Source organism: Verrucomicrobiia bacterium (assembly GCA_036268055.1).
GTDB lineage: Bacteria > Verrucomicrobiota > Verrucomicrobiia > Limisphaerales > Pedosphaeraceae > DATAUW01.
Genome location: DATAUW010000011.1, coordinates 174,350 through 195,117, shown reverse-complemented (window position 1 = coordinate 195,117; position 20,768 = coordinate 174,350). Strand labels below are relative to the sequence as shown.

The 20,768-nt window shown below is 56.1% G+C and carries 24 protein-coding genes; 8 read left to right on the top strand and 16 right to left on the bottom strand.

The genetic code is table 11. From position 1 onward, the window contains the following. Positions 1 to 25: 25 nt before the first annotated feature. The 3 genes from VH413_05310 to VH413_05300 form a co-directional block, all read right to left on the bottom strand. The gene (locus tag VH413_05310) at positions 26 to 1,540 is read right to left on the bottom strand and encodes a proteasome accessory factor PafA2 family protein (GenBank protein HEX3798100.1); all 1,515 of its coding nucleotides are present in this window, start codon (positions 1,538 to 1,540) and stop codon (positions 26 to 28) included. Positions 1,541 to 2,071: 531 nt separating this feature from the next. Next, positions 2,072 to 2,629, bottom strand: a complete 558-nt coding sequence (locus VH413_05305; GenBank protein ID HEX3798099.1) for a DUF3341 domain-containing protein — start codon at positions 2,627 to 2,629, stop codon at positions 2,072 to 2,074. Positions 2,630 to 2,655: 26 nt separating this feature from the next. Beyond that, the gene (locus VH413_05300) at positions 2,656 to 3,924 is read right to left on the bottom strand and encodes a PRC-barrel domain-containing protein (GenBank protein HEX3798098.1); all 1,269 of its coding nucleotides are present in this window, start codon (positions 3,922 to 3,924) and stop codon (positions 2,656 to 2,658) included. Between the two features lie 409 nt (positions 3,925 to 4,333). Here VH413_05300 and VH413_05295 point away from each other — a divergent pair, with 409 nt between their 5' ends. From VH413_05295 to VH413_05270, 6 genes are all read left to right on the top strand, one after another. Next, a complete protein-coding gene (locus tag VH413_05295) occupies positions 4,334 to 4,459 on the top strand; it encodes a hypothetical protein (GenBank protein HEX3798097.1) in 126 nt (41 codons plus the stop codon). 19 nt (positions 4,460 to 4,478) lie between these two features. Further along, positions 4,479 to 4,679 carry a DUF3185 family protein gene (locus VH413_05290; protein ID HEX3798096.1) on the top strand — a complete coding sequence of 67 codons (201 nt, stop codon included), beginning with the start codon at positions 4,479 to 4,481 and terminating at the stop codon, positions 4,677 to 4,679. A 17-nt stretch (positions 4,680 to 4,696) separates the two neighbouring features. Further along, positions 4,697 to 4,843, top strand: a complete 147-nt coding sequence (locus VH413_05285; protein HEX3798095.1) for a lmo0937 family membrane protein — start codon at positions 4,697 to 4,699, stop codon at positions 4,841 to 4,843. A gap of 43 nt (positions 4,844 to 4,886) precedes the next feature. Further along, positions 4,887 to 5,168 (top strand): DUF883 domain-containing protein, encoded by a 282-nt coding sequence (locus VH413_05280; protein HEX3798094.1) that lies wholly within the window; start codon positions 4,887 to 4,889, stop codon positions 5,166 to 5,168. Between the two features lie 81 nt (positions 5,169 to 5,249). Then, positions 5,250 to 5,831 (top strand): hypothetical protein, encoded by a 582-nt coding sequence (locus VH413_05275; GenBank protein ID HEX3798093.1) that lies wholly within the window; start codon positions 5,250 to 5,252, stop codon positions 5,829 to 5,831. Positions 5,832 to 6,030: 199 nt separating this feature from the next. After that, entirely contained in the window at positions 6,031 to 7,785 is a 1,755-nt protein-coding gene (locus tag VH413_05270; protein HEX3798092.1) for an HDOD domain-containing protein, read from the top strand. A gap of 56 nt (positions 7,786 to 7,841) precedes the next feature. Here VH413_05270 and VH413_05265 read toward each other — a convergent pair whose 3' ends face one another. From VH413_05265 to VH413_05255, 3 genes are all read right to left on the bottom strand, one after another. Beyond that, positions 7,842 to 9,077 (bottom strand): multidrug effflux MFS transporter, encoded by a 1,236-nt coding sequence (locus VH413_05265; protein HEX3798091.1) that lies wholly within the window; start codon positions 9,075 to 9,077, stop codon positions 7,842 to 7,844. A 290-nt stretch (positions 9,078 to 9,367) separates the two neighbouring features. After that, positions 9,368 to 10,327, bottom strand: a complete 960-nt coding sequence (locus VH413_05260) for an SDR family NAD(P)-dependent oxidoreductase (protein HEX3798090.1) — start codon at positions 10,325 to 10,327, stop codon at positions 9,368 to 9,370. A gap of 123 nt (positions 10,328 to 10,450) precedes the next feature. Beyond that, positions 10,451 to 10,576, bottom strand: a complete 126-nt coding sequence (locus VH413_05255; protein HEX3798089.1) for a hypothetical protein — start codon at positions 10,574 to 10,576, stop codon at positions 10,451 to 10,453. Between the two features lie 20 nt (positions 10,577 to 10,596). Here VH413_05255 and VH413_05250 point away from each other — a divergent pair, with 20 nt between their 5' ends. Together VH413_05250 and VH413_05245 are read left to right on the top strand one after the other, a co-directional pair. Further along, the gene (locus VH413_05250) at positions 10,597 to 11,286 is read left to right on the top strand and encodes a hypothetical protein (protein ID HEX3798088.1); all 690 of its coding nucleotides are present in this window, start codon (positions 10,597 to 10,599) and stop codon (positions 11,284 to 11,286) included. 230 nt (positions 11,287 to 11,516) lie between these two features. Beyond that, entirely contained in the window at positions 11,517 to 12,404 is an 888-nt protein-coding gene (locus tag VH413_05245) for a phosphoribosylaminoimidazolesuccinocarboxamide synthase (GenBank protein HEX3798087.1), read from the top strand. A gap of 109 nt (positions 12,405 to 12,513) precedes the next feature. Here VH413_05245 and tnpA read toward each other — a convergent pair whose 3' ends face one another. From tnpA to VH413_05195, 10 genes are all read right to left on the bottom strand, one after another. Continuing rightward, positions 12,514 to 12,957, bottom strand: coding sequence for an IS200/IS605 family transposase (tnpA, locus tag VH413_05240; GenBank protein ID HEX3798086.1), 444 nt, complete (start codon positions 12,955 to 12,957; stop codon positions 12,514 to 12,516). Positions 12,958 to 13,260: 303 nt separating this feature from the next. Further along, positions 13,261 to 14,202: a flagellar hook-associated protein FlgL gene (flgL, locus tag VH413_05235; GenBank protein HEX3798085.1), complete on the bottom strand. Its 942-nt coding sequence runs from the start codon at positions 14,200 to 14,202 to the stop codon at positions 13,261 to 13,263. Positions 14,203 to 14,222: 20 nt separating this feature from the next. Beyond that, on the bottom strand, positions 14,223 to 15,629 hold the full coding sequence (flgK, locus tag VH413_05230; GenBank protein ID HEX3798084.1) for a flagellar hook-associated protein FlgK: 1,407 nt from the start codon (positions 15,627 to 15,629) through the stop codon (positions 14,223 to 14,225). A gap of 7 nt (positions 15,630 to 15,636) precedes the next feature. Then, a complete protein-coding gene (gene flgN, locus VH413_05225) occupies positions 15,637 to 16,134 on the bottom strand; it encodes a flagellar export chaperone FlgN (GenBank protein ID HEX3798083.1) in 498 nt (165 codons plus the stop codon). A 3-nt stretch (positions 16,135 to 16,137) separates the two neighbouring features. After that, positions 16,138 to 16,509, bottom strand: a complete 372-nt coding sequence (locus VH413_05220; GenBank protein HEX3798082.1) for a rod-binding protein — start codon at positions 16,507 to 16,509, stop codon at positions 16,138 to 16,140. A 3-nt stretch (positions 16,510 to 16,512) separates the two neighbouring features. Beyond that, complete coding sequence (locus tag VH413_05215; GenBank protein HEX3798081.1) at positions 16,513 to 17,637, bottom strand: flagellar basal body P-ring protein FlgI; 1,125 nt, start codon at positions 17,635 to 17,637, stop codon at positions 16,513 to 16,515. Further along, positions 17,637 to 18,257, bottom strand: a complete 621-nt coding sequence (locus tag VH413_05210; protein ID HEX3798080.1) for a flagellar basal body L-ring protein FlgH — start codon at positions 18,255 to 18,257, stop codon at positions 17,637 to 17,639. Before VH413_05210 ends, VH413_05215 begins: the two co-directional genes overlap by 1 nt. Positions 18,258 to 18,261: 4 nt before the next feature. After that, positions 18,262 to 19,218: a flagellar basal body P-ring formation chaperone FlgA gene (gene flgA / locus VH413_05205; protein HEX3798079.1), complete on the bottom strand. Its 957-nt coding sequence runs from the start codon at positions 19,216 to 19,218 to the stop codon at positions 18,262 to 18,264. Continuing rightward, positions 19,218 to 20,000 (bottom strand): flagellar basal-body rod protein FlgG, encoded by a 783-nt coding sequence (gene flgG, locus VH413_05200; protein ID HEX3798078.1) that lies wholly within the window; start codon positions 19,998 to 20,000, stop codon positions 19,218 to 19,220. Before flgG ends, flgA begins: the two co-directional genes overlap by 1 nt. A 3-nt stretch (positions 20,001 to 20,003) precedes the next feature. After that, entirely contained in the window at positions 20,004 to 20,735 is a 732-nt protein-coding gene (locus VH413_05195) for a flagellar hook basal-body protein (protein ID HEX3798077.1), read from the bottom strand. Between the last annotated feature and the right edge of the window lie 33 nt (positions 20,736 to 20,768).

The window sequence follows — 20,768 nt, the reverse complement described above, 5'->3', positions numbered from 1 at the left end:
TTTAATTTTCAGATGAATATCGCATTCATTTCAGCATTCGCAAATCCTCCGGCGAATGCGCCTCGTCAATGGCTTTACCATAACGCAAAATTTCTTCGGGCGCGAACAAATCCAGCAAAGAAATTTTTACCCGCTCGCCGTCCGCTTGCAACGTAATATGGTCCCACTGCGCCGACGCCACCGCCGCCGGAAATTTTTGGATGCACTTGCCGCGAACCAGCGCGCGCGTTGTCATCGGTGGTTCACGCATCGCCCGCCGCACCGCCACCTCATCGGGCACGCCCAGCATCGCGCCACTTTGCTCGAGGCCAAAATACAAACCTTCCGCCAAATCCAGCCGGTGATATTCCAAATCCAAACTTTGCAACCACGGATCGTCTTCGGCGATGTTCTGCGATTCCTGAAACTCCCGCACCAGCGCCATTTTCGCCACCCAATCGAGGCGATTGCGGCAAAGCATCACGTCGCGCGCCAAATCGTTGAGCACCGCTTCCCATTCCGCGACGAGCGCAAGCTTGCACGGCGTGGACAAATCGCAAACCGATTTCACCACCGCCAGATATTCGCGCTGGATTTCGAGCGCCGTCGTTTTGCGCCCGCCTAACGATTTCACCTCCCAGCGAAATTTTGGATCGCGGGAAATGGCGCGCAACGCCACCAACGGCTCCGCTAATTTCGGCCACGAACGCTGCGGATCGCGCGCCAGCGCTTCCAGCACCAACGCCGTCGTGCCGACTTTCAAGCGCGTCGAAAACGGCGACATATTGGCATCGCCGATGATGACGTGGAACCGGCGATAGAGCCGCGGGTTCGCGTGCGGTTCGTCGCGCGTGTTGACGATGGGCCGCCGCTGCATCGTGTCCACGCTTTGCAATTCGCTGAAAAAATCACTGCGCTGCGAGATCTGAAATTGCGGCGAAACAAAACGATCTTCCTCCTCAATCGCAAATTTCCCCGCGCCCGCAAAAATCTGCCGCGTGACTAAAAACGCCTGGATGCCTTGCGCCAACTGTCCCCAAGGCAGCGAACGCGGCAGCAAATAATTTTCGTGGCAACCGTAGCTGTGCCCGCGAAAGTCCGTGTTGTTTTTATAGAGCCGGACGGCGCTGCCAAGTCGCGCGGTGAGCTGTTGCGCGCACGCCATGAGAATCCGCTCACCGGCGCGGTCCTGCGCGAGCAATTCATCGAGCGTGCTGCACTCCGGCGTGCAGTATTCGGGATGCGCATGGTCGTTATAGAAACGCGCGCCGTTGCCGAGGACAAAATCGCTTTTGATTTCGACGTAGGAAAGTTCGCGCTGCGAATCTTCGGCGTAATAATTTGCCTCGTCCGTGTCCTGCCGCAATTCCTGGACGTGAAACCCGCGCATGTCGGCGTGCGGATCTTCGCTGCCATAGTCCCACCGCATCAACACGCCCGGCTCGGCCATGCTGCGCACCAGCGCAATGGATTCGGCCACCACATCGAGATCGTCGTTGCCATCGCGGGCGATTCCAATTTCCGTTTCGATGCCGAATTGAATGAGGGGTGGCGGCAGCATGGATTCAACTTTCGGCAAGACCCGCATGTGACACACTGCGAAACATACGCGAGCAACCTGCTACACCTTCCCCGCAAACGCAACGAAGAAATCGTAAGCCAAGTTTGAACCGCGGAGACGCGGAGGCGCGGAGGACGGAAATGAGAATATAAGCCACGGATGGAACACGGATCTAAACACTGATTTGCTTTGTAGAAAACATGGAGTTCTCAATTCGCCCAAGGATGAAACTGAAGTGGGTTTTGGGGAGCGCACGCGTCCCGCGTGCAGTGTTTGGCGTCTCGCCGAACACATTTCCCATCTCCATTTTGATGTCATCATGATTTCTACAAAGCAACACTGATTCGGAACAAAGAAGTAATTGCAAAAAAAGCCGATTGCTTTTGTAAAACAAATTCACTTTGGTCTTTCTCCCAGTGGCCGTCCGCAAGGACCTCCGCGCCTCCGCGCCTCCGCGGTTTAACTTGGTTTCCCAAAAACAAAAAACTCCCGCGCTGTTTCCAGTCGCGGGAGTTTTGCTGATAAGAATTCTTACGCGCCGACCACGTGATCCGTCTTCGCCGCTTTTTTCGGCGGGGTGGATTCGCCGGTCGTGCAAATGTCCTGGGCTCCGGCGTTCTGGAAGATTTTTTCCGCCGCCTTGATCTCGTCCGAATTCTCCGTATGGACCGAGAGCAGAATATTGCCGGCTTTCACTTTGCCTTCATAACGCTTGGCTTCGAGTTCGGGAATGCCCAAACCGATCAAGCCGCCGGCAATGCCGCCGACCGTCGCGCCGACTGCCGCGCCGCTCAAAGCCGCCATGATGGGACCCGCCGCGATGAACGGCCCGACGCCCGGGATCGCCAGCATGCCGATGCCCGCGAGCCAGCCCAGCGCGCCGCCGACCACGCCGCCCGTGCCCGCGCCAGTCGCGATGCCTTCAGGAGCCTTGGTATTCTTTTCGTGCGCGAAATCGCGGGTGGTTTCCTTGTCGGGAAACAGGACGGAGATATCGTTGTTGGAGAAGCCCGAGCTTTGCAGGCGGTTGACGATGAGGTCAGCCTGGCTGCGGGTCGTTGCGATGCAGAATACAGATTTCGTTGACATATAACTTTCCTTTTTTTGGTTGTGGTTTATTTGACTGAACTTGTGGGAGAGGGATTGGAGACTTCCAATTGGTTGTCCACGTTCGCGGGCGAAGCCGCCTTCGCTGCGATGTCGCCGATTTGATGTTTCTCATCCTCGCTGTTGACGGGGCCTCTCAAAGTCACGTGTCCATCGCGCGTGATCACTTTTACGTTGCGCGCATCGGCGGAAAGGCCGTGCGTGCCGATGATCCGTTTGCGGATGTCTCGCGTAAGCTTCACATCCGCTGGCGAAGTGCCTTGGCTTAATGGCGTCAACGCCCCGGCGTCGCGGTCGCGGACATTCTGCGCGGTATTGTCAGCCGCGGTTTCAAAATACGGCTCGACATGATAGGCGTGATAAACTGCCTCGACCTGTTGCGGATCGCTGACCTGCCATTGATCCGGTTTGAAATGCGGCGCGGTGGAAAATATTTGCCGCGTCGTGTCGAGGGTCAAAGTATCGGGATAAATGCCGGGATGAAACGATTGCGGCGGGACGGCGCTCAATGAATCGCCGAGACCTAAAAATCCACCGGAAGCCACGATGACTTCCAAGACGCGTCCCGCCGGCAAATCCACCACCAGGTTTTCGAGCTTGCCGAGTTTTTCGTTTTGCGGGTTGCGCGTAGTCGCATCCAGCAATTTGCTCGCGCGCTGGACATCGCCCATTCGGGCGGGCATGGCATAAATCGCAGGTGGCGCAGCGACGACTTGATCGGAATCGGTCGCCCCGGTCGCGTGTTCGGTTTTGTCCACATGATTGGCTGGAGTAATATATGAGCCATTGGCTTCAGCATTGAAGTAAGGCCGCTCACTATAATAGCGATAAACTTCCGCGACATTCGCCTCGTGAACATTCGATTCCCACTCGGACATCTTGAATCGCGGAGCGGCGGCGAATTGGGCGTGATCGAGATTGAGTTGGAAGCCTTTTCCGGCTGGATTTCGGGAAAACTCCTGCGGCGGCACGGCGATTAATTGCTCATCAATTCCCAGCACGCCGCCCGTGGCGACAATTACCTCCACAATGCGCCCGTTTTGCAGATCAATCGCCAAGTCTTTAATCTTGCCGAGTTTTTGGTTATTCGCATCCCGGACTTCGGTGCCGATGACCTTGTTTACTTTTTCGAGAGTGCCAAGATGATAATGAAGATTTTGCGCTGACAGATTCTCGCGAGGTGTTTCATCGGTGGCAATTGGCTGGGCGGTGACAGAAAAAGTTCCCCCGGCAATCGCGATTACGAAACCAACCACACTGATTTTTTTTATCATCATATTCAAATTGGATTCCCGCATGCGGACAATCGTTCACTTGTATTAGCTGTTGGAGTGCCAGTGTGCCGCTTAGCAGTAGCAATCTGACTTGCAACATCTTGCGAACACCTGATTGATCAGCGTCCATTGCAATTTGTCCCAACCGCAAATCATTAAGGCGCAATTCGCGAGCGTTTTGATGAATTTTACTCCCCTTTTAGCTTTGAATTTGAGGATTCACTTTGTCGCAAAATGCGAATCCCGTTTCTACCACTCCGCAAATTGCGCCTCTTTCAAAAATTATCCAAACCCTAAACTATTGACAATCAAGGCTCTTTTACTTTTTTCGACCCGGCACATCTAAAGCTTATGGGTAATCAGCAAACAAAATAATGAGCCTTAAACAATTAACTAACCTACTAATATGATCATGCCATTTTTAGCTATCGCTCCGATGTTCGCCGCTATCGGTTATTCGCTCGTTTATCTCCTTGCCGGCGGTGGACTCGGCGGAGCCATCCTTATTTTCATCGTTGCCAAAATGTTTGGCAAATAACCATCAACCCCCAGCTATTATGACTAGACCCATCGGCATCGCGCTGCTTGTGCTCGGAATTATTTTGCTCGCCTTTGGCATTAATGCCTCGAATTCGGTCGGCTCGGATTTCTCGCGCTTCTTCACCGGTTCACCCACGGATAAATCCATTTGGATGCTTCTCGGTGGCGTGGCTAGCTTGATAGTCGGAGGAGCTTTGTCACTTAAACCGGCCCGTTGAGCCAACCCATAGGGACTATGTTAGAAACCATAGCCATTATCCTGATCATCCTTTGGCTGCTCGGCCTGGTATCGTCTTATACGATGGGTGGCTTTATTCATATCCTCCTGGTAGTTGCCATCGTGATTATTTTAGTCCGCCTGATACAAGGACGGAGACCTTAAGCCATATTCTAAAACTGCTTTAACCTCAAAAAACAAAAATACTATGAACGAAATAAATCGCATTGGAGATAACCTCACTGACGACACTCGCGCGCTTATTGACGCGGCCGCCCAGGCAGCCGAAGAAAAAGTCGAGCAAACCCACGACCAAGTAGTGTCGGTCCTTGAGTCCGCCCGGAAAACTTATGACACGATGCAAAAACAGGCGATTCAAAGCGCCAAAGCCGCCGACAAATTAGTTCGGGAAAACCCCTATCGCGCCGCCGGCATCGCCTTTGGCGTAGGCGCACTGGTTGGTTTCTTGCTCAGCCGCCGGGGAGAATAATTTGAACATCATGGCGTGGCGTCCGGGCGATTGTTTACTCAAATTCTATCCGTCCGCCGCGCCAGTTGTTTATTTAGCTTCGTGAAATTTTCCCTTTTGATTCTCGTCCTCGCGCCGCTCGCCGGCGGTTTCCTCACCGGCTGCCAGTCAACCCCGGACCGTCCACCGCTTCAAACCAACGCTTCCGACTTCACTCGCAATAACGCTTACAGTCTGCTGCACCAGTTATTCGGCGACGAAAAAGACATCAGCAAACTCCGCTTCATCAAAGCCGAAAATAAAGATTTGAAAAACCTGCTCAACCGCGTCGCCGCCGCAGCCCGCGCGGGCGAAAAACAACTGGACGAGTTTGCCCGCGAAGATCCCAGTCTGCGGCTCAAGGATTATCTGCTGCCTCCCGGCGAAGTCAAAACCCGTGACGCCATCAGCAAAGATAAGGAACACGAGCTGTTGCATCAATCGCACGATCGCCTGGAGTTCACTCTGTTGTTGACCCAGGTGGAAGCGCTTAACTATGCGTCTCACCTCGCAAAAGTTGCCGCTGAAAACGATTCCAATAGCGAGCGCTCCCACTATCTCATGACCCTCAGCAATGAGATGACTGGCTTGCACGAAGAAGTCGTAACCCGTTTAAGTTTGAACTTCTCCGCGATAATTCATTGATCTTCGCCTGCGCGGGAGAGGGGTGCATTTCTGGAGAATAACCGCGACCAAACATAGCTGCACATTTTCCTCAAGTTCAAGCCGCCCGTGCCGATAGCACCCTTGGAATGTGCCGCGTTTGTGGCCGGGTGTCCCGGGTTTTTGGGAGAATTACCGGGCCGGTTGTGTCTCGCGGGTGGACGGTCGTGGTTTGCCGGTTATGCACAAAAAACGGATTCTGTTGGCGGATGCCGATTCGCAGGCGCCGGGTCAATTCCAGGCCGCGCTGGGTGAGGCATGGGAAGTCATTTCTGTCGCCAACGGCAATGAGGCGCTCTCCGAAATGGAGAAGCACTCGTGTGATGTCGTCGTCGCCGATCTCGACCTGGGTGAGATGGACGGCGCGGAGTTGTTGAATCGCATCCAGTCCGCTTATCCCAAGACGATCCGTTTTATCCTCGCGCTCGAAGCCGACCGCGAACGCATGGTCAAGCAAGTCCTCGGCACGCATCAATTTATCGGCAAACCGCTCGAAAGCACCATCGTCAGAAATTCCATCGAGGGCGCGCTCGCGCTGGAAGAATGGGTTCCCAAGACGAGCATCCGCGAATTGGTCGGGCGCATCCGCACGCTGCCGACCATTCCCTCGCTGTATCTCGAAGTGCAGGCAGTGTTGCGCTCGCCGGACGCCAGCACCGAACAGGTCGGCGCGCTCATCGCCAAAGACATGGCGATGACCACCAAACTTCTGCAAGTGCTCAACTCGGCGTGTTTCGGATTGTCCCGCAAGATCACGAGCCCGACCGAGGCGGTCGGCATTCTCGGTTTTGAAACGGTCAGTTCGATGGTGATGGCGATCAAGCTGCTGAGCCAATATGACAAGGTGAAGCCCGTCTATTTCTCGATTGACCGTTTGTGGCGTCACAGCACGGAAGTCGCGCGCACCGCGAAGCAAATCGCTTTGTGGTCCACGGACAATCCCGCCCTTGCGGAAATGGCTTTCACCGCCGGCCTGATGCATGACATCGGCAAGGTTGTGCTGGCCGCGAATTTCGACGAGCAATATCGCGGCGCGCAATCGCTGGCGCGCAAGCAGGAACTCGCGTTGCCGGAAGTCGAAAAAGAAATTTTCGGCGCGTCGCACGGAGAAATCGGCGCGTATCTGCTGGGCCTTTGGGGCATGCCGCTGGACTTGCTCGAAGTCGCCGCGCTGCACCACAACCCCAGCCGCAGCGCGAATAAAAATTTCACCGCTCTCACTGCCGTTCACGTGGCCAATGCCCTTGAGCGCGAACTCACGCCGGACGCCGAAGGTTTTGTCGTTTCCAAACTGAACGAGGAATATTTGGCGGAAGTCGGCGTGCTGGATTTCATCCCGGATTGGCGCGCGGCCGTGGCGAAGCGCGATTTCAGCCGCCCCGACGCCGCCTCGCGTCCCAAGCCCATCGCCGCAAAAGCCACAACCAGGCTGCCAGTGGTCGAAAAGAATGGTTCGCCCGCCGGAGAACAGTCCGTCGAAAGCGCCAAAGGATTTTTCGCCAATGAATGGGTTTATGGCGCTGCCGGTGCCATCGCGGTGCTGGCCGTCCTTGGATGGCTCTCGTTTAAATTATTCACCAGTCCGTCCGAAATCGTTTCCGCCCGGTCCACTCCTGCCCCGGTTGTCCCGAGCACGGCGGCATCGCCGGTTGCAGTTCCAAAACCAGCCTCTACACCTGCGCCACTCATCGTAAAAGGGCCGGAAGCTCCGGCTCCCGCGCCTGCGCTCGCACCGGTTGTTGCCAAGGCTCCGGCCGATCCGCTGGACGTAAAGTTGCAGGGGATTTTTTATTCGGTGAACCATCCTTCTGCGATCATCAACGGCCAGCGCGTCGAACCGAATCAACGCCTCGGCCAGCTCCTAATCCTGGACATCACTTCTTCGACGGTGACGATCAAATATCAAAACCGCGTTCGCACTCTTGTCTTGGAGTAATCCGGTTTTCCCTCTCCGCATCTCCGCATCTCCGCGGTTAAATAAAGGTTGCCCCGTCAGTGCGCAATCGGCGTAGCGCCTTCTTCTTCCATGAAGCGCAAACGCGGGATGCTGCGGTTGCCGATCACCAGGATCGCAAAGCCGATCCATGAGGTTGCCGCAAGAATGATCGTCACCGGCAGCATGTCGTGGGAATCAAAAATGCCGATGCTCGCCGAAGCCAGCCCGGACACGCCGATTTGCAGGAAGCCAAGCATGGCTGAAGCGCTGCCGATGTTGCGCGTGAACGGCGCGAGGGCGAGGGCGGCGGCATTGGGATACGCAAGTCCGAGGCAGGAGAGCGCGATGAACAGCAACACCAGCGTGGACGGCAAACCGAACCAGCCGAAATGTGTCCCGACCAAAAAGAGCAGCGCCGCCGGGCATTCCACGAGCAACGCTCCTCGAAAGATTTGCACGCTGGTGAATTTGCGCAGCAGCAGCACATTCACTTGATTGCTGCCGATGAATCCAACACTTAAGCCGGCGAAAATGCCGCCGAACATTCCCGGACTCACCTTGAAAACTTCCATGAAAATAATGGGCGAGCCGGCGACATAAACCAGCAGGCCGGAAAATGCGAACGCGCCTGAAAGCGCATAAGTGGTGAACTGCGGTTCGCGCAGGACGTCGAGAAAGTTGCGGATGATCGGCACAAATTTGAGCGAAACGCTCGTGTCCGGTTTATGGCCGTCAGGCAGCAGCCAGAAAACAGCGGCCATGTTCAGGCATACCACGACGCTGAGAATGATAAACACCCATTGCCAGCCAAGATGCGTGGAAAGAAATCCGCCGACCGTAGGCGCAAGCAGCGGTGAAACACCAATGATCAGGATGAGCAGCGAAATAATTTTGGCGGTTTCGCGCACGGGAAAAAAGTCGCGCACCATCGCCATCGAGGCGACTTGTGCCGCGCATCCGCCCAGCGCCTGCACAAAACGCATCGTCACGAGCCACGCAACCGACCGCGAGAAAATGCAGAGGATCGAGGCGACGATGAACAGCACGAGACCCGCATACAAGGGAGGCTTGCGTCCAAAGCGATCCAGCAATGGACCGTAGAAAAATTGCCCGACGGCCAGCCCGGCGAAATAACTCGCGATGGAAAGCGAAATCCGCGCCGTGTTTGTGTCCAGCGCCGCCGCGATTTGCGGAAACGCGGGCAGATACATATCTATGGCGAACGGGCTGATGGTGGACAGCGCGCCCAGGATAAGGATGATTAAGGTCCGGTTGTGTGTGGGATGCGACATTCGGCGAAAGGTTAAGGCGAAGGGCAACTAGGCGCGCGCTGAAGAAAAAGTTTCTCCCGGGCGCGGCACGGTCAATCTATTCGCGTTTAACATGCGGACAATGTGTATTGCCTTTGCGCGGGGTCAAGTGGCAAATGTGATTTTACTTTACGTTGGTGCGCTTGGACTGTTCTAAAAGCAGAATAGCTGAAATCGGCTGAAGGTTTAAGGGAAGCGAGGCGCAGTTTTCCCGGGAAGCACGCACGTCCCTCACGTGTGTTGATCGGAGTCCCCACCAATCCATAGGGCGACTATGCTCCCCGCGCATTTTTGCGGAACCACTCGACGAACAACGGAATGCCCTCTTCAATTTTCACGCGCGGTGCGTAGCCCAATTTTGTGCGTGATTTCGAGATGTCCGCGTAGGTAATCGGCACGTCGCCCGCCTGCGCGGGCAAACGCTCGATGATCGCTTTTTTGCCGATGGCGGACTCGAGTAATTCGATCAACCGCTGCAATGTCACCGTTTGGGATTCGCCCAGGTTAAAGATTTCATAGCCGAATTTACGTTCGGTGCAGGCGATGACGCCGTCCACGATGTCCGTTACATAAGTATAATCGCGCGCGGTTGAGCCATCGCCGAAAACGGGAATGGGTTTGCCGTCGGAGATGAGCTTTGCGAATTTGTGGATGGCGAGGTCGGGACGCTGGCGCGGGCCGTACACGGTGAAAAAGCGAAGCATCGCGACGTCCATGCCGTAGATGTGATGATACACATGGCCGAGCGATTCGCAGGCGAGCTTGGTGGCGGCGTAGGGCGAGATGGCGGAAAACACAGGATCATTTTCCGCGAACGGAACCTTGGCGTTCACGCCATACACGGACGATGAGGACGCCAAAACCACTTTCTTCACGCCATTGCGCCGCGCGGCTTCCAATAGATGAATCGTGCCGCCCACGTTGACTTGTTGGAACAGTTCCGGTTCCTCAAGGCTCGGACGCACACCGGCGCGCGCGGCGAGATGGATGACCTGGTCGAATCGCACTTGCGCGAATAAATTTCGCAATGCTGGGGCATCGCACAAATCCGCCTTGATGAAAGTGAACGGTTTGCCCAGCGCTTTCAATTCCGCGAGATTTTGTTCCTTGATGGCCGGGTGGTAAAAAGTATTGAGATCGTCAATCGTCCAAACCGCGTGGCCCGCGAGCAAAAGGCGCTCGCACACGTGCGACCCGATAAACCCCGCGCCGCCGGTAACCAAAAAGTTCATGCCGCTATCATTCCCTGCAACGGTCAAAGTTCAAGAGACAAAGTTGGTCCTTGCGGACGGCCACTGGGAGAAAGAAATTTTAGCCACAGATGGAACACTGATTAAGGGGGAAAAATTCTGCGTTCAATCCGTGTTCCATCTGTGGCTAAGAATTATTTCTTCCTCCGCGGTTAAAAATGGGCCTTTACCAAGTTCATTTTTTTCTTCATCTTCACGTTCAAATGTCCATTCCAGACGGCGTTTTTTCATTTGCGCAGTATTGGAAAAAGGTGCTCAAGAGTTCCACTGAAGCACGCGAAATCCTGACGTGGCTTATCGCGCTGCTGGCGGGCGTTGTCGGGTGGGTCGAGCAGTGGGCGCATGCGCCGGCGTTTTTGCCGTGGCTGTCTTATCTTATTTCCGCAGTGTTGATTCTATGGGGGATTTTCTGGCCGCCATTCAAGGTTCACGAGGAGCAGCGCCGCGCTTATGAAGCCGCCCGCACCAAGCTGATGGCGGAACACGCGTGCGAAACCATCGGCTTCTACCGCGAGTTGGAGGAAGTTGCCTCATCGGTCAAAACGAAGCGCAAGGAAGTCAAAAATCTGCTCGCCGATTATCTTTTGCAGATCGAGGCGCGCATCAAGGAAATCAACGCCCTGGCGAGCGTCGCTTACATCGAGTCGCTCGAAGACCCGGAGTATCATGCGATTTGCGCGCCGGATGAATTGGCGCGGCGCGTGCGGACGATGCTGGATAAAAAATCGCTGGAACTGATCGCGCGGATTGCCGAATGCCTGGCGGAAAATATCGGCGAAGATCAGGCGAAACTTTTCAAAAGCATCTCGGGCATTGCGCTGACGCCGCCGGACCATACGGGTGAATTGAGGGCGGTGTATGCGAATCGCCAGCGGCTTTACGTGGATTATTTAAACCACTGGGCGAAAAACCTGATCGAGGTCATCAAGGGGTTGGAATAATTTTTTGATGATAGTCGGTGTGAGGGGCGTTTATGGTGGCCGTCTAAGCGGTGATAACTGTTCATGAAGCGGAACCACCTCTCCCCGGCCCTCTCCCCCGCGAGCGGCGGAGAGGGAGAAGAATTAAAATTTGTGAGCGTTGGTTTGTTTTCGTGCAGCCGTCATTCGATTGTCTCCCATCCGCACTTTGAACTTTAAACCTCGCGAGGGCCGCGCCATATTCTCCGCGCTTGAACGAAACATTGCTTCAACTCGATTTGCCGGGCGTCAAAAAATTGAAGAGCGGCAAGGTCCGCGAAGTTTTTGATCTGGGCGACCGCCTGCTGTTTGTCGCGAGTGATCGCATCTCGGCGTTCGATTGCATCATGCCCAACGGCATCCCGCGCAAGGGTGAGGTGCTCACGCAAATTTCCTATTTCTGGTTCGCGCAAACCGCCACGTTTCAACCGAATCATTTACTTTCGGCGGCTGATGATCCATTGCCCGCCGCATTGCGACCTTACGCGGCGCAACTCGCGCGGCGCTGCATGATCGTGAAGAAAGCGCAACCGCTCGCCATCGAGTGTGTCGTGCGCGGCTATCTCGCGGGCTCAGGTTGGAAGGAATATCGCGAGCGGCAAACGGTGTGCGGCATCAGGCTCCCCGCGGGCTTGCAGGAATGCAGTGAATTGCCGGAGCCGATTTTCACGCCCGCGACCAAGGCGGAAACCGGCCACGACGAAAATATTTCGTTCGATGAAGCAGTGAAAATCGTGGGCGGGGACGTCGCCGAACGCGTGCGCGCGGCGAGCTTAAAACTTTATAAACACGCCCGCGCCTACGCGCGCGAACGCGGCATCATCATCGCGGACACCAAATTTGAATTCGGCATTTACGACGGTGAATTGCTTTTGATTGATGAAGTGTTGACGCCGGATTCCTCGCGCTTCTGGCCGGCGGACCGATATCAACCGGGCCGCAACCAGCCGAGTTTTGATAAACAATTCGTGCGGGATTATTTGGAGACGCTGGATTGGAATAAAACCCCGCCCGCGCCCGCGCTGCCGCCGGACGTGGTTGCCAAGACGCAGGCGAAATATTTCGACGCGTACGCGCGATTGACGGGGAAGAATTTGTAAGCGGAGGCGGCGCGGCCCAAGCCCCGCAGGGACGGCAGATATTAGCCCAGCCATTTATGGCTGGGTTTCTTATGTGGCCTTAATCAAGTCCCGCAAGGGACGAAAGAAACTACCCCTTCTCAATAACGGGCTCGTGTTTCGCAAGGAAAAGCTCCACCTCTTCTTGAAATGTTTTCGTCCGGTGATGCTCTTGCTGGGTTTGAATGTAACGCACCGTATCGTCAATGCCAGAAACGCCAATACTAAAAGCACCAAAGCCTTCCTGCCATGCGAAATCCTGTGAACGAAGTTCCGGGAAGACTTCGCGAAGCCATTTTGAGGAATTACCCTTCAATAATTGGACCGCCTTGGAAATCGAAACCGCAGGAGGAATGTTTATGAGCAAATGAACGTGATCCGGCATTCCGCCGATGGCAAAAGTGTTCATATCGTTTTCTCGTGCGATACCACTCAGGTAAGGCCAGAGGCGATGGCGAATAGCGGGCGTAAGATAGGGTCGCCGGAAATTGGTCGAGAAGACAACGTGCATCAGGCACGAGGTAAATGAGTGCATTAGGTTCGGTGATTTGTATTGGTCGGATTAATTTTTAATTGAGAGATGGTTTGGAAGCGAGGGGATTTGTGATGGGTATTCGACGGCGGTTGCCCTCGGTAACATTTCTTTCGTCCCTAACGGGACTTGATTAAGGCCACATAAAACCCAGCCATAAATGGCTGGGCTAATATCTGTCGTCCCTACGGGACTGTGACGGAGCGACAGTTCCACACTGCAAAAGTTAGAAGTACTCGGATGTGCGTTTTGTGCCGGAATTTTTTGCGCGGAGAGAAATTAGTTATGCGAAAGAATTTTCCAGCGTCAATGCAAGTAATCCAGCAGCGAGAGGCTCAATATCTTTGAACCGCTTTCCAGGGCGGCTTGATACGCGGTCTGGGTTTGGTCCAGTTGCGTGATCACGGTGGCGAGGTCGGCGGTGGTGGCGTTGGAGACTTCGGTGGTGATGTTCAGGCTTTGCGCGGAGGCGATATTCGTGGCGTTGGAGAGCGTGGATTGCAGGACGCCGTTGGCACTGATCTGGCTGACGATATTGTCGTTGTCCTTGGTAAGAGCGGGAGCATCGTTGGCGGTGATGGCGGCGGTGTTGCCGGACGCGAGGTCCTGCTGCAACGAAATCATGTGCGCAAAAATATCCACGCCGGAAGCGCTGTCCTGAAACAATCCGGGTGTGCCGCTGCCGGTCGTGTTCGAACCGGGAACCTCGGCGGAAATCGTGACACCGGGCGCGATCTCGGCCTTCGCCACTGAACTGTTTCCATTCGCGGTGACGGAGGTGACGACGTTGCTTGAATTTTGCGTCACCGTATAAGGCGGCTGGGTCGAGGCAGTGCCACCGAAAAGATAATTGCCGTTGGCATCCTGCGAATTGCCAAGCTGCGCCGCTTCCTGAACAAGATTATTCACTTCCTGCGCGTAGGCATTCAACTGGTCCGGCGACGCCGTGCCGCTGGTCGCGAGCGTGGCGATCTCATCCACGCGATCGCTGATCGTCTTCAAATTGCTCATCGCGGTGTAGGAAAGATTCGCGGTGGTCTGCAACTTGGAAACATTCGCTTGATATTGCGTGCTCGCGCTTGACTGCGTCTGAAGATTCAAGACGTTCGTCATCACTTCGGGATTATCTTCCGGCTGCGTGACGGACAGGCCGGTAGAGGCCTCCTGTTGCAAGGTATTTTGACGCTGCTGCAACTGGTTGATCTCGCTGAGAAAGTTGGTCGAAAAGGATGTGCTCGAGATGCGCATAAAATCAGGGGGTCAAATCGCTATACCGTCTTCATGGAGATCACGGTTTCCAGCATTTCGTTAAGCGTCGTGATCAACTCGGCCGAAGCCTGGTAGGCTTTCTGGAACTGCACGAGGTTGGTCATTTCCTCGTCGGTGGAAACGCCGCTGACCGAGGCCCGCTGGTTCTGCAACATGGAAGTCACGGCGGCATTGTTCGTGACTTGATCATTGACCGAGGAAATGGCGTTGCCGAGCGCGCCGACGGTTTCTGTATAGTTGTCGCTGAACGTCTGGCCGTTCAAGCCGCTGATATTCTGGTTGGCCAACTGCGCGAGCGAAAGCGCGATGGTGTTGTCACCCGCCGTGCCATCGCCGCTGTATTGCAAGGTTGCAGGATTGGCGACGAGCGAGCTATTGACTGAAATCGTCGCCGCTGTGGTTCCGCTGAAGAAACTTTGTCCGGTCGCGCCTTTGCTGCTGAAACCCGGTTCGTAAACCGCATTGACCGAGGTGGATAATTGGCCCGCGAGATTGTCCAGCGAACTTTGCAATGAGGCTAAAGCGCCATCGCGCGCGGTGATATTGCCGCCGATGCTGCCGCCGGTGACGGGGATGGTTCCGCTGCCACCGGATGAGCCCAAGAGCAGTTGACCGTTTCCCGGATCCACGGTGGTGAGTTGGTTCGTGACGTTGCCGCCCTCGACAAGACCCACGCTGCGGATGCTGATATTCAACGCGCCGTTCGACTGCATGGAGGTGTCCACGTTCACCTTGCTCGCGAGGTCTTCCAGTTTTTGCTGGCGCAGATCCACGAGATCATTCGCCGTGGTGCCTGAAGCGGTGGCGACGATGATTTGCTGATTTAAAGTCGCGATGTCCGACAAGTCCTGATTGGCGCCCGCGACGTCGGAGGTGATGGAGGAATTGATATTCGAATCCACCGAGGAAAGGCCGGAAGAAATGGAATTGAACTGCTGCGTGACCGCTTGCGCGGCGGCGACCAGGGTGTCCTGCGCGGCGGCATCGCCGGGTGAAGTGGCGACTCCTTGAAAGGCGCTGAACAAATTCGAGATCGCGGCGGTCAGGCCGTTGTCGCTCGAAGGAAGGTTGCTGGTGGACGACGCGCTGAGTTGTTCGTTGAGATACGTCTCGGCATCCTGCAACGCGGTTTGCTGCGAGGTAAGCGAACTGGAAACGCTGCCTTCGGATTGGATCTGGTTGTCGAGCAGGGCATCGCGCGCTTCGGTGATAGAAATGGCTTCGACGCCCGTGCCCTCGTTGCCGACCGGCGTTTGCAAGTCGGGCGAAGTCTGGACGTTCAACTGCTGGCGGGCGTACGCGGGATTATTGACGTTGGCCAGATTCTGGCCCGCCACCGCGGTTGCCTCCTGCTGCACCGAGAGCGAGCGTGAAGCAAGATTTAATGACCCAAATAATCCAAGCATAAAAACTTCAACCCACGGCTTCCAAAAGCGGACGCGCGCTCATGCCGCGCACATTCATGCTGCCCTGGTCGTTGTAAACCCGCATTTCCTGAGCGGGAAAAAGTGTGTTGATCAAATTCTGCATCAGTTCCATCGAACGGCTGAGCAGCAGATGATTCTGGCGGGCGCGCTGGCGCACGCGGACGAGCAGGGAATTATTTTCCTCCACCAGCGCGGTCACGAGCGGCTGATAATCGGAAGGCATCAACGGAATGACATCGGCAAAAGCGGAATCGTTTGACGCCTCGAAGCTCTGCGCGACGTGGACAAGGCATTGCTCGCGGCGGGCGCGGGCGTGCTGGATGGCGAGGCCCTGGGCCTTGATGAGGCCGATGGATTGGAACACTTCATCGGCGGCGCGCGCAATGACCTGTTGCTGCTGGCGGTCGAGGAGGGCGAGCATTTCGCCGTATTCGCCCAATTCTTCGCGAAGGGCGTGGATCAAAGTTACGATACGTTCAATCATGGACTAATTCTGGGTTGTGGGCGTTGCCGCCGGGGTGGGCGCAGCCGCGCCGGACGCCGTTTTAGGCAATACCTGATGGACTAATTGTGCTTGCAAACTTTTCGCGAGGCCGAAGGCGCCGGACTGGCTGATGCTGTCGGCCATTTGATTATTGATCATGTCGTTGTAGATGCCGGCGCTGTTGGAATTATCGCTGCCGGAGGACTGGATGACCGTCTTGCGGGCTTCGCCCAAAATCTGCCGGAGCAATACCGCTTCAAATTGGCGGCAGGCTTCCTTCACTTTTTCCTGCTGCGGAATATGCGTGTTCGCCGCCATCTGCTCGAACGGCAGCACGGAGGCCTTGACCTGGTTTTGGATGGAAGGAATATCCATAAATTACCGGATGACCAATTCCGCCTGTAATGCGCCAGCTTCTTTCATGGCTTCAAACAAAGCCATCATGTCGCGGGGCGTGACGCCCAATGAATTCAAAGCGGAGGCCACCCGATCCACGGTGGGCATGTCGGGGAACACGGTCATCGTGCCTTTTTCTTCTTTAACTTTGGTATCGGTCGAAGGCGTGACAGTGGACGGGCCGGGATTGACGCCGCCAGTGGGGGTGACGTTCAAGGTCGAGGCGACGCTGATGGTCAGATTGCCGTGGGAGATGGCACAACTGGCGATGCGGATGCGCGAGGTGGCGACGATGGTTCCAGTGCGTTCGTTGATGACGACGCGGGCGGGAATATCGGGAGTGACTTCAACGGATTCGACGAGCGAGATAAAACTGATCGGCGAGGTTTCAAATTCTTCGGGCATGTGAACGCGCACGGTGGTCGAGTCGAGCGCGAGGGCGGTGTTCGTCCATTTTTCATTCAAGGCTACCGCGAGCCGCGCGGCTGAGGTAAAATCGGGCTCGCGGAGAATCAATTCGATATTGTGATCGTTCACAATGGTCGCGGGGATTTCACGTTCCACCAAAGCGCCATCCGCGATCTGGCCGACGGTGGGATGATTCTTTTGCACGGAAGCGCCGCCGCCGCCGCCTTCACCGGCTGCGATGCCGCCAATCGAAAGCGCGCCCTGGGCGACCGCGTAAACTTTGCCATCCGCGCCGACGAGCGGGGTTTGCAAAAGCACGCCGCCCTGCAAACTTTTCGCGTCACCCATCGAGGCGACGTTCACATCAAGGCGCGTGCCGGCTTTTTTGAAGGCGGGGATGTCAGCGGTGACCATGACGATGGCGACGTTCTTTGAGGAGAGTGTGCTGGCGGGAACGGTGAGGCCGAAGCGTTGCAAGACATTCGCGACCGTCTGGAGCGTCTGAACGGGATTTTTATCACCGTCGCCGGCGAGGCCGACGACCAAGCCGTAACCGGTCAACTGGTTGTCACGCACGCCGGAAATCATCGCGATATCCTTCACGCGCGCACCCTCCGCGAAAACGGCTGGCACGCTGGCAAGAGCAAGGGCGACAACGAGGCAGTTGAAAAGAAAGCGGCGAATCATGTGAACAGTCATCACAGCGGATTGATTTTCTCCCAGACGCGGGTGAACCAGCCTTTGCGCTGCGAATCGGTGATGGTCCCCTTGGAGATGAATTGGATCGAGGCATCGGCGATGTTATAGCTCAAGAGCGTGTTGTTGGAGGTCACGTCGTCGGGGCGGACCGTGCCGCGCAGGACGGCGTCTTGTTTCTCGCCGGAGAAGGCGGTGTGCAGGTTGCCTTCGATGATCATGTTGCCGTTGGGCAGGACGTCCACGACGCGCACGGCCATCTGCGCGGTGATGGTTTCGTTATTGTTGATCGAACCGCCGCCGTTAAATTCTGAATCCGAGGTGTAAGCCATCGTCGGCAGTGTGCCTTTCTTCGTGAGCAGGCCGCTGACCGAAGGCGCGTAGAACAAACTCGCGAGCGCGGCGTTGACCGAAGTCTTCTTCGCGGTCGTGGTGTTGTTCTGGCGGGTGGCGCCGTTATTTTCCTGGATGATGATCGTGATGATGTCGCCGATGGAGTGGGCTTTTTTATCGCCGACCATCGAGTAGTCCGCCTTGAAACCGGCGTGCGCGCCGTCTTTCCAAAGGGAATCCGCCGAGGCATTGCCGAGGGGCATGGCGGCCAGGCCGAGAGCCAAAGCCAAAGAATTAGAGGTTAATAAGAACCGTTTGTTCATTCTGCACCTTTCCATAGAGTTCACGTTTAGTGATGGGATTACGCACCCGCACGGTTTGTCCCAATGCGCCGTCTTCGAGCGTCTCCACCTTGAGCGAAATGCTCAGGCTGCCTTCCTGAAAAAGAGCTTCCACGATGTGGCCGCGCTGGATCAGCGGGCGGACGCGCACGCAGCGGTTGAAAACCGGAGTGCCGGCGGGGACGTTTTCAGAAATCTCGAGCGTGTCGTCTGTGGTGGGATAATGTTGAAAAATATCGCGCTGCAACAGGACGTCGCGGCGTTCCATGGAGATGTCGGCGTCCTTGACGAGTTGGCCGCGGGTGAGGGTGGAACGGGCCAGCGGAATATCGTGCCAGACGGAGGCTTGCACGGCGATCTGCCAGGAGCCGACGGAATGGCGGCCATCCCACAATTCGCAGGTGAGGACGAAGTTGGGGCAAACTCCGCCGGCCGGGAGTTCGGACACCTTGAGGGTCAGCGGGCCGTCGGGGACTTGCACCGGCGTCCAGGGACGCGTGAGGTGCAGCTCCAAGTCGCCGCGGGTTTTGACGAACTCCTTCTGCAACGTGGCAGTCAGGAGATCAATCAGGTCGGAATCTACGAATTGGTGGGTTCGGCGGGAGACGCGGACCTGCGCGGCGCCGGACCAGTTAGTCGTAAGTAACTCAGAAGTAGTTTGCTTCTGCACCAACTCTATAATCTGGTTGCGGGAAAGAGAAACCGTCTGGCCAGAGTTAGGCGACTCGGCCAGACGGAGATGTGGGAGGACCACAGATGAGGTGGGGTTAACAACAATCTGATCTAGGAAAATTCCAGAACCATCCACCTGTGCGGCACCTGCCAGCTGCCATGTGTTCGTTTGTTCCGCGCGCGCGGTTTGCGCGAGGGCGAGCACGAGGCAATAAAAAATTGTTTTAAGCGTTTTCATCAACGGCGCAAGTTATTGCTCTGTTGCATCATTTCGTCGGCGGCCTGCACCGCTTTCGAATTCACTTCGTAAGCGCGCTGCGCCACGATCATGTTCACCATTTCCTCGACGACCTTGACGTTGGACATTTCCACGTAGCCCTGCTGGAGGCTGCCGAAACCGTTTTCGTTCGGGTTGCCGGTTTCCGCGGCGCCGGAGGCGGGCGTCTCGAGGTAAAGATTGCGGCCGATGCTTTCGAGGCCCGCCGGATTGGCGAAGCGCACCAGCGTGACTTGAAAATTCTGCGTGCCGTTCGCGCCGGTCGTGGTGACCTGGCCGTTGGTGGAAATATTCACCGTGGTCGTGCCGGTCGGGATCGGCTGAAAACCATTTTGCACCGGCAAACCATCGCTGTTGGTGATACGGCCGTCGGACGCGGTCTTGAGCGAGCCGTCGCGGGTGTAGGCGAGTGTGCCGTCAGGCATCGTCACCTGGAAAAAGCCATCGCCCTGGATCGCCACGTCGAGACGTTCGCCGGTCTGGGTCAATTCGCCTTCGGTGAAGACGCGAGAAGTCGCGACCGCGCGAGCGCCGTGACCGACCGAGAGGCCGGTGGGTAATTGCGCGCCATTGCCCTGCTCCGCGCCGGCGGTGCGGACGTTGTCGTAAAGCAAATCCTGGAATTCGATCTTGCTCTTCTTGAAGCCGGTCGTATTCACGTTGGCCAGGTTGTTGGAGATCACGTCCAGGTTGAGCTGTTGCGATTCCATGCCGGTGGCTGCTGAATAGAGAGCGCGTATCATGGCTTAGGTCGGGTTGCCGAGTTCGCTGATGACTTTGCCGAGGCGGTCATCCTGGATTTGAATGACGTGCTGGTTCGCTTCAAAGGTGCGCATGGCCGTCATCATGTTCGCCATTTCATGGACGACGGAAGTATTGGAGGTTTCCAAATAACCCTGGCGCATCGTGCCGGTGCCGGTCGTGCCATGGACCTTGGGATCATCAGCAACGAAATACGCGCCGCTGACTTGCTTGAGCAATTCAGGATGATCGAAATCGGTGAGCTTCAATTTGCCGTGCGGATCAACGCCCTGGCTTAGATTGCCGCCTTCAGAAATGGAAAGCGGCTCGTGATTCTTCGGGTCGAGTTGGATCGGGCCGCCTTCGCCGAGGACGGTGTAACCTTCCTTGGTGACGAGCTGGCCTTTGGAACTGACTTGAAATTCGCCGTCGCGCGTGAGCGCTTTCGTGCCGTTGGGCAATTGCACTTCGAAGAAGCTTTTGCCTTCGATGCCGACATCGTTTTTGTTGCCGGTGTATTGCATGACGCCGGGCTCGAAACTCGTGGTCGTGCTGGCCTTGGGGAGCGAGAAATATTGGGGTGAGCCGGAGGTGGGCATCAAACCAGCCTGAACGGCTTCAAGCGAAAGCCCTTGCTTCCGGTAACCCGGCACCGAACTCGATGCGAGGTTCTCCGAGATCACGTCCTGCCAACGGCTGTTGGCGTTCAGTGCGGCTGCGGCTTGGTATAAACTCACGTTCATTGCAAATGCTGTTGAGCAATGCGTGTG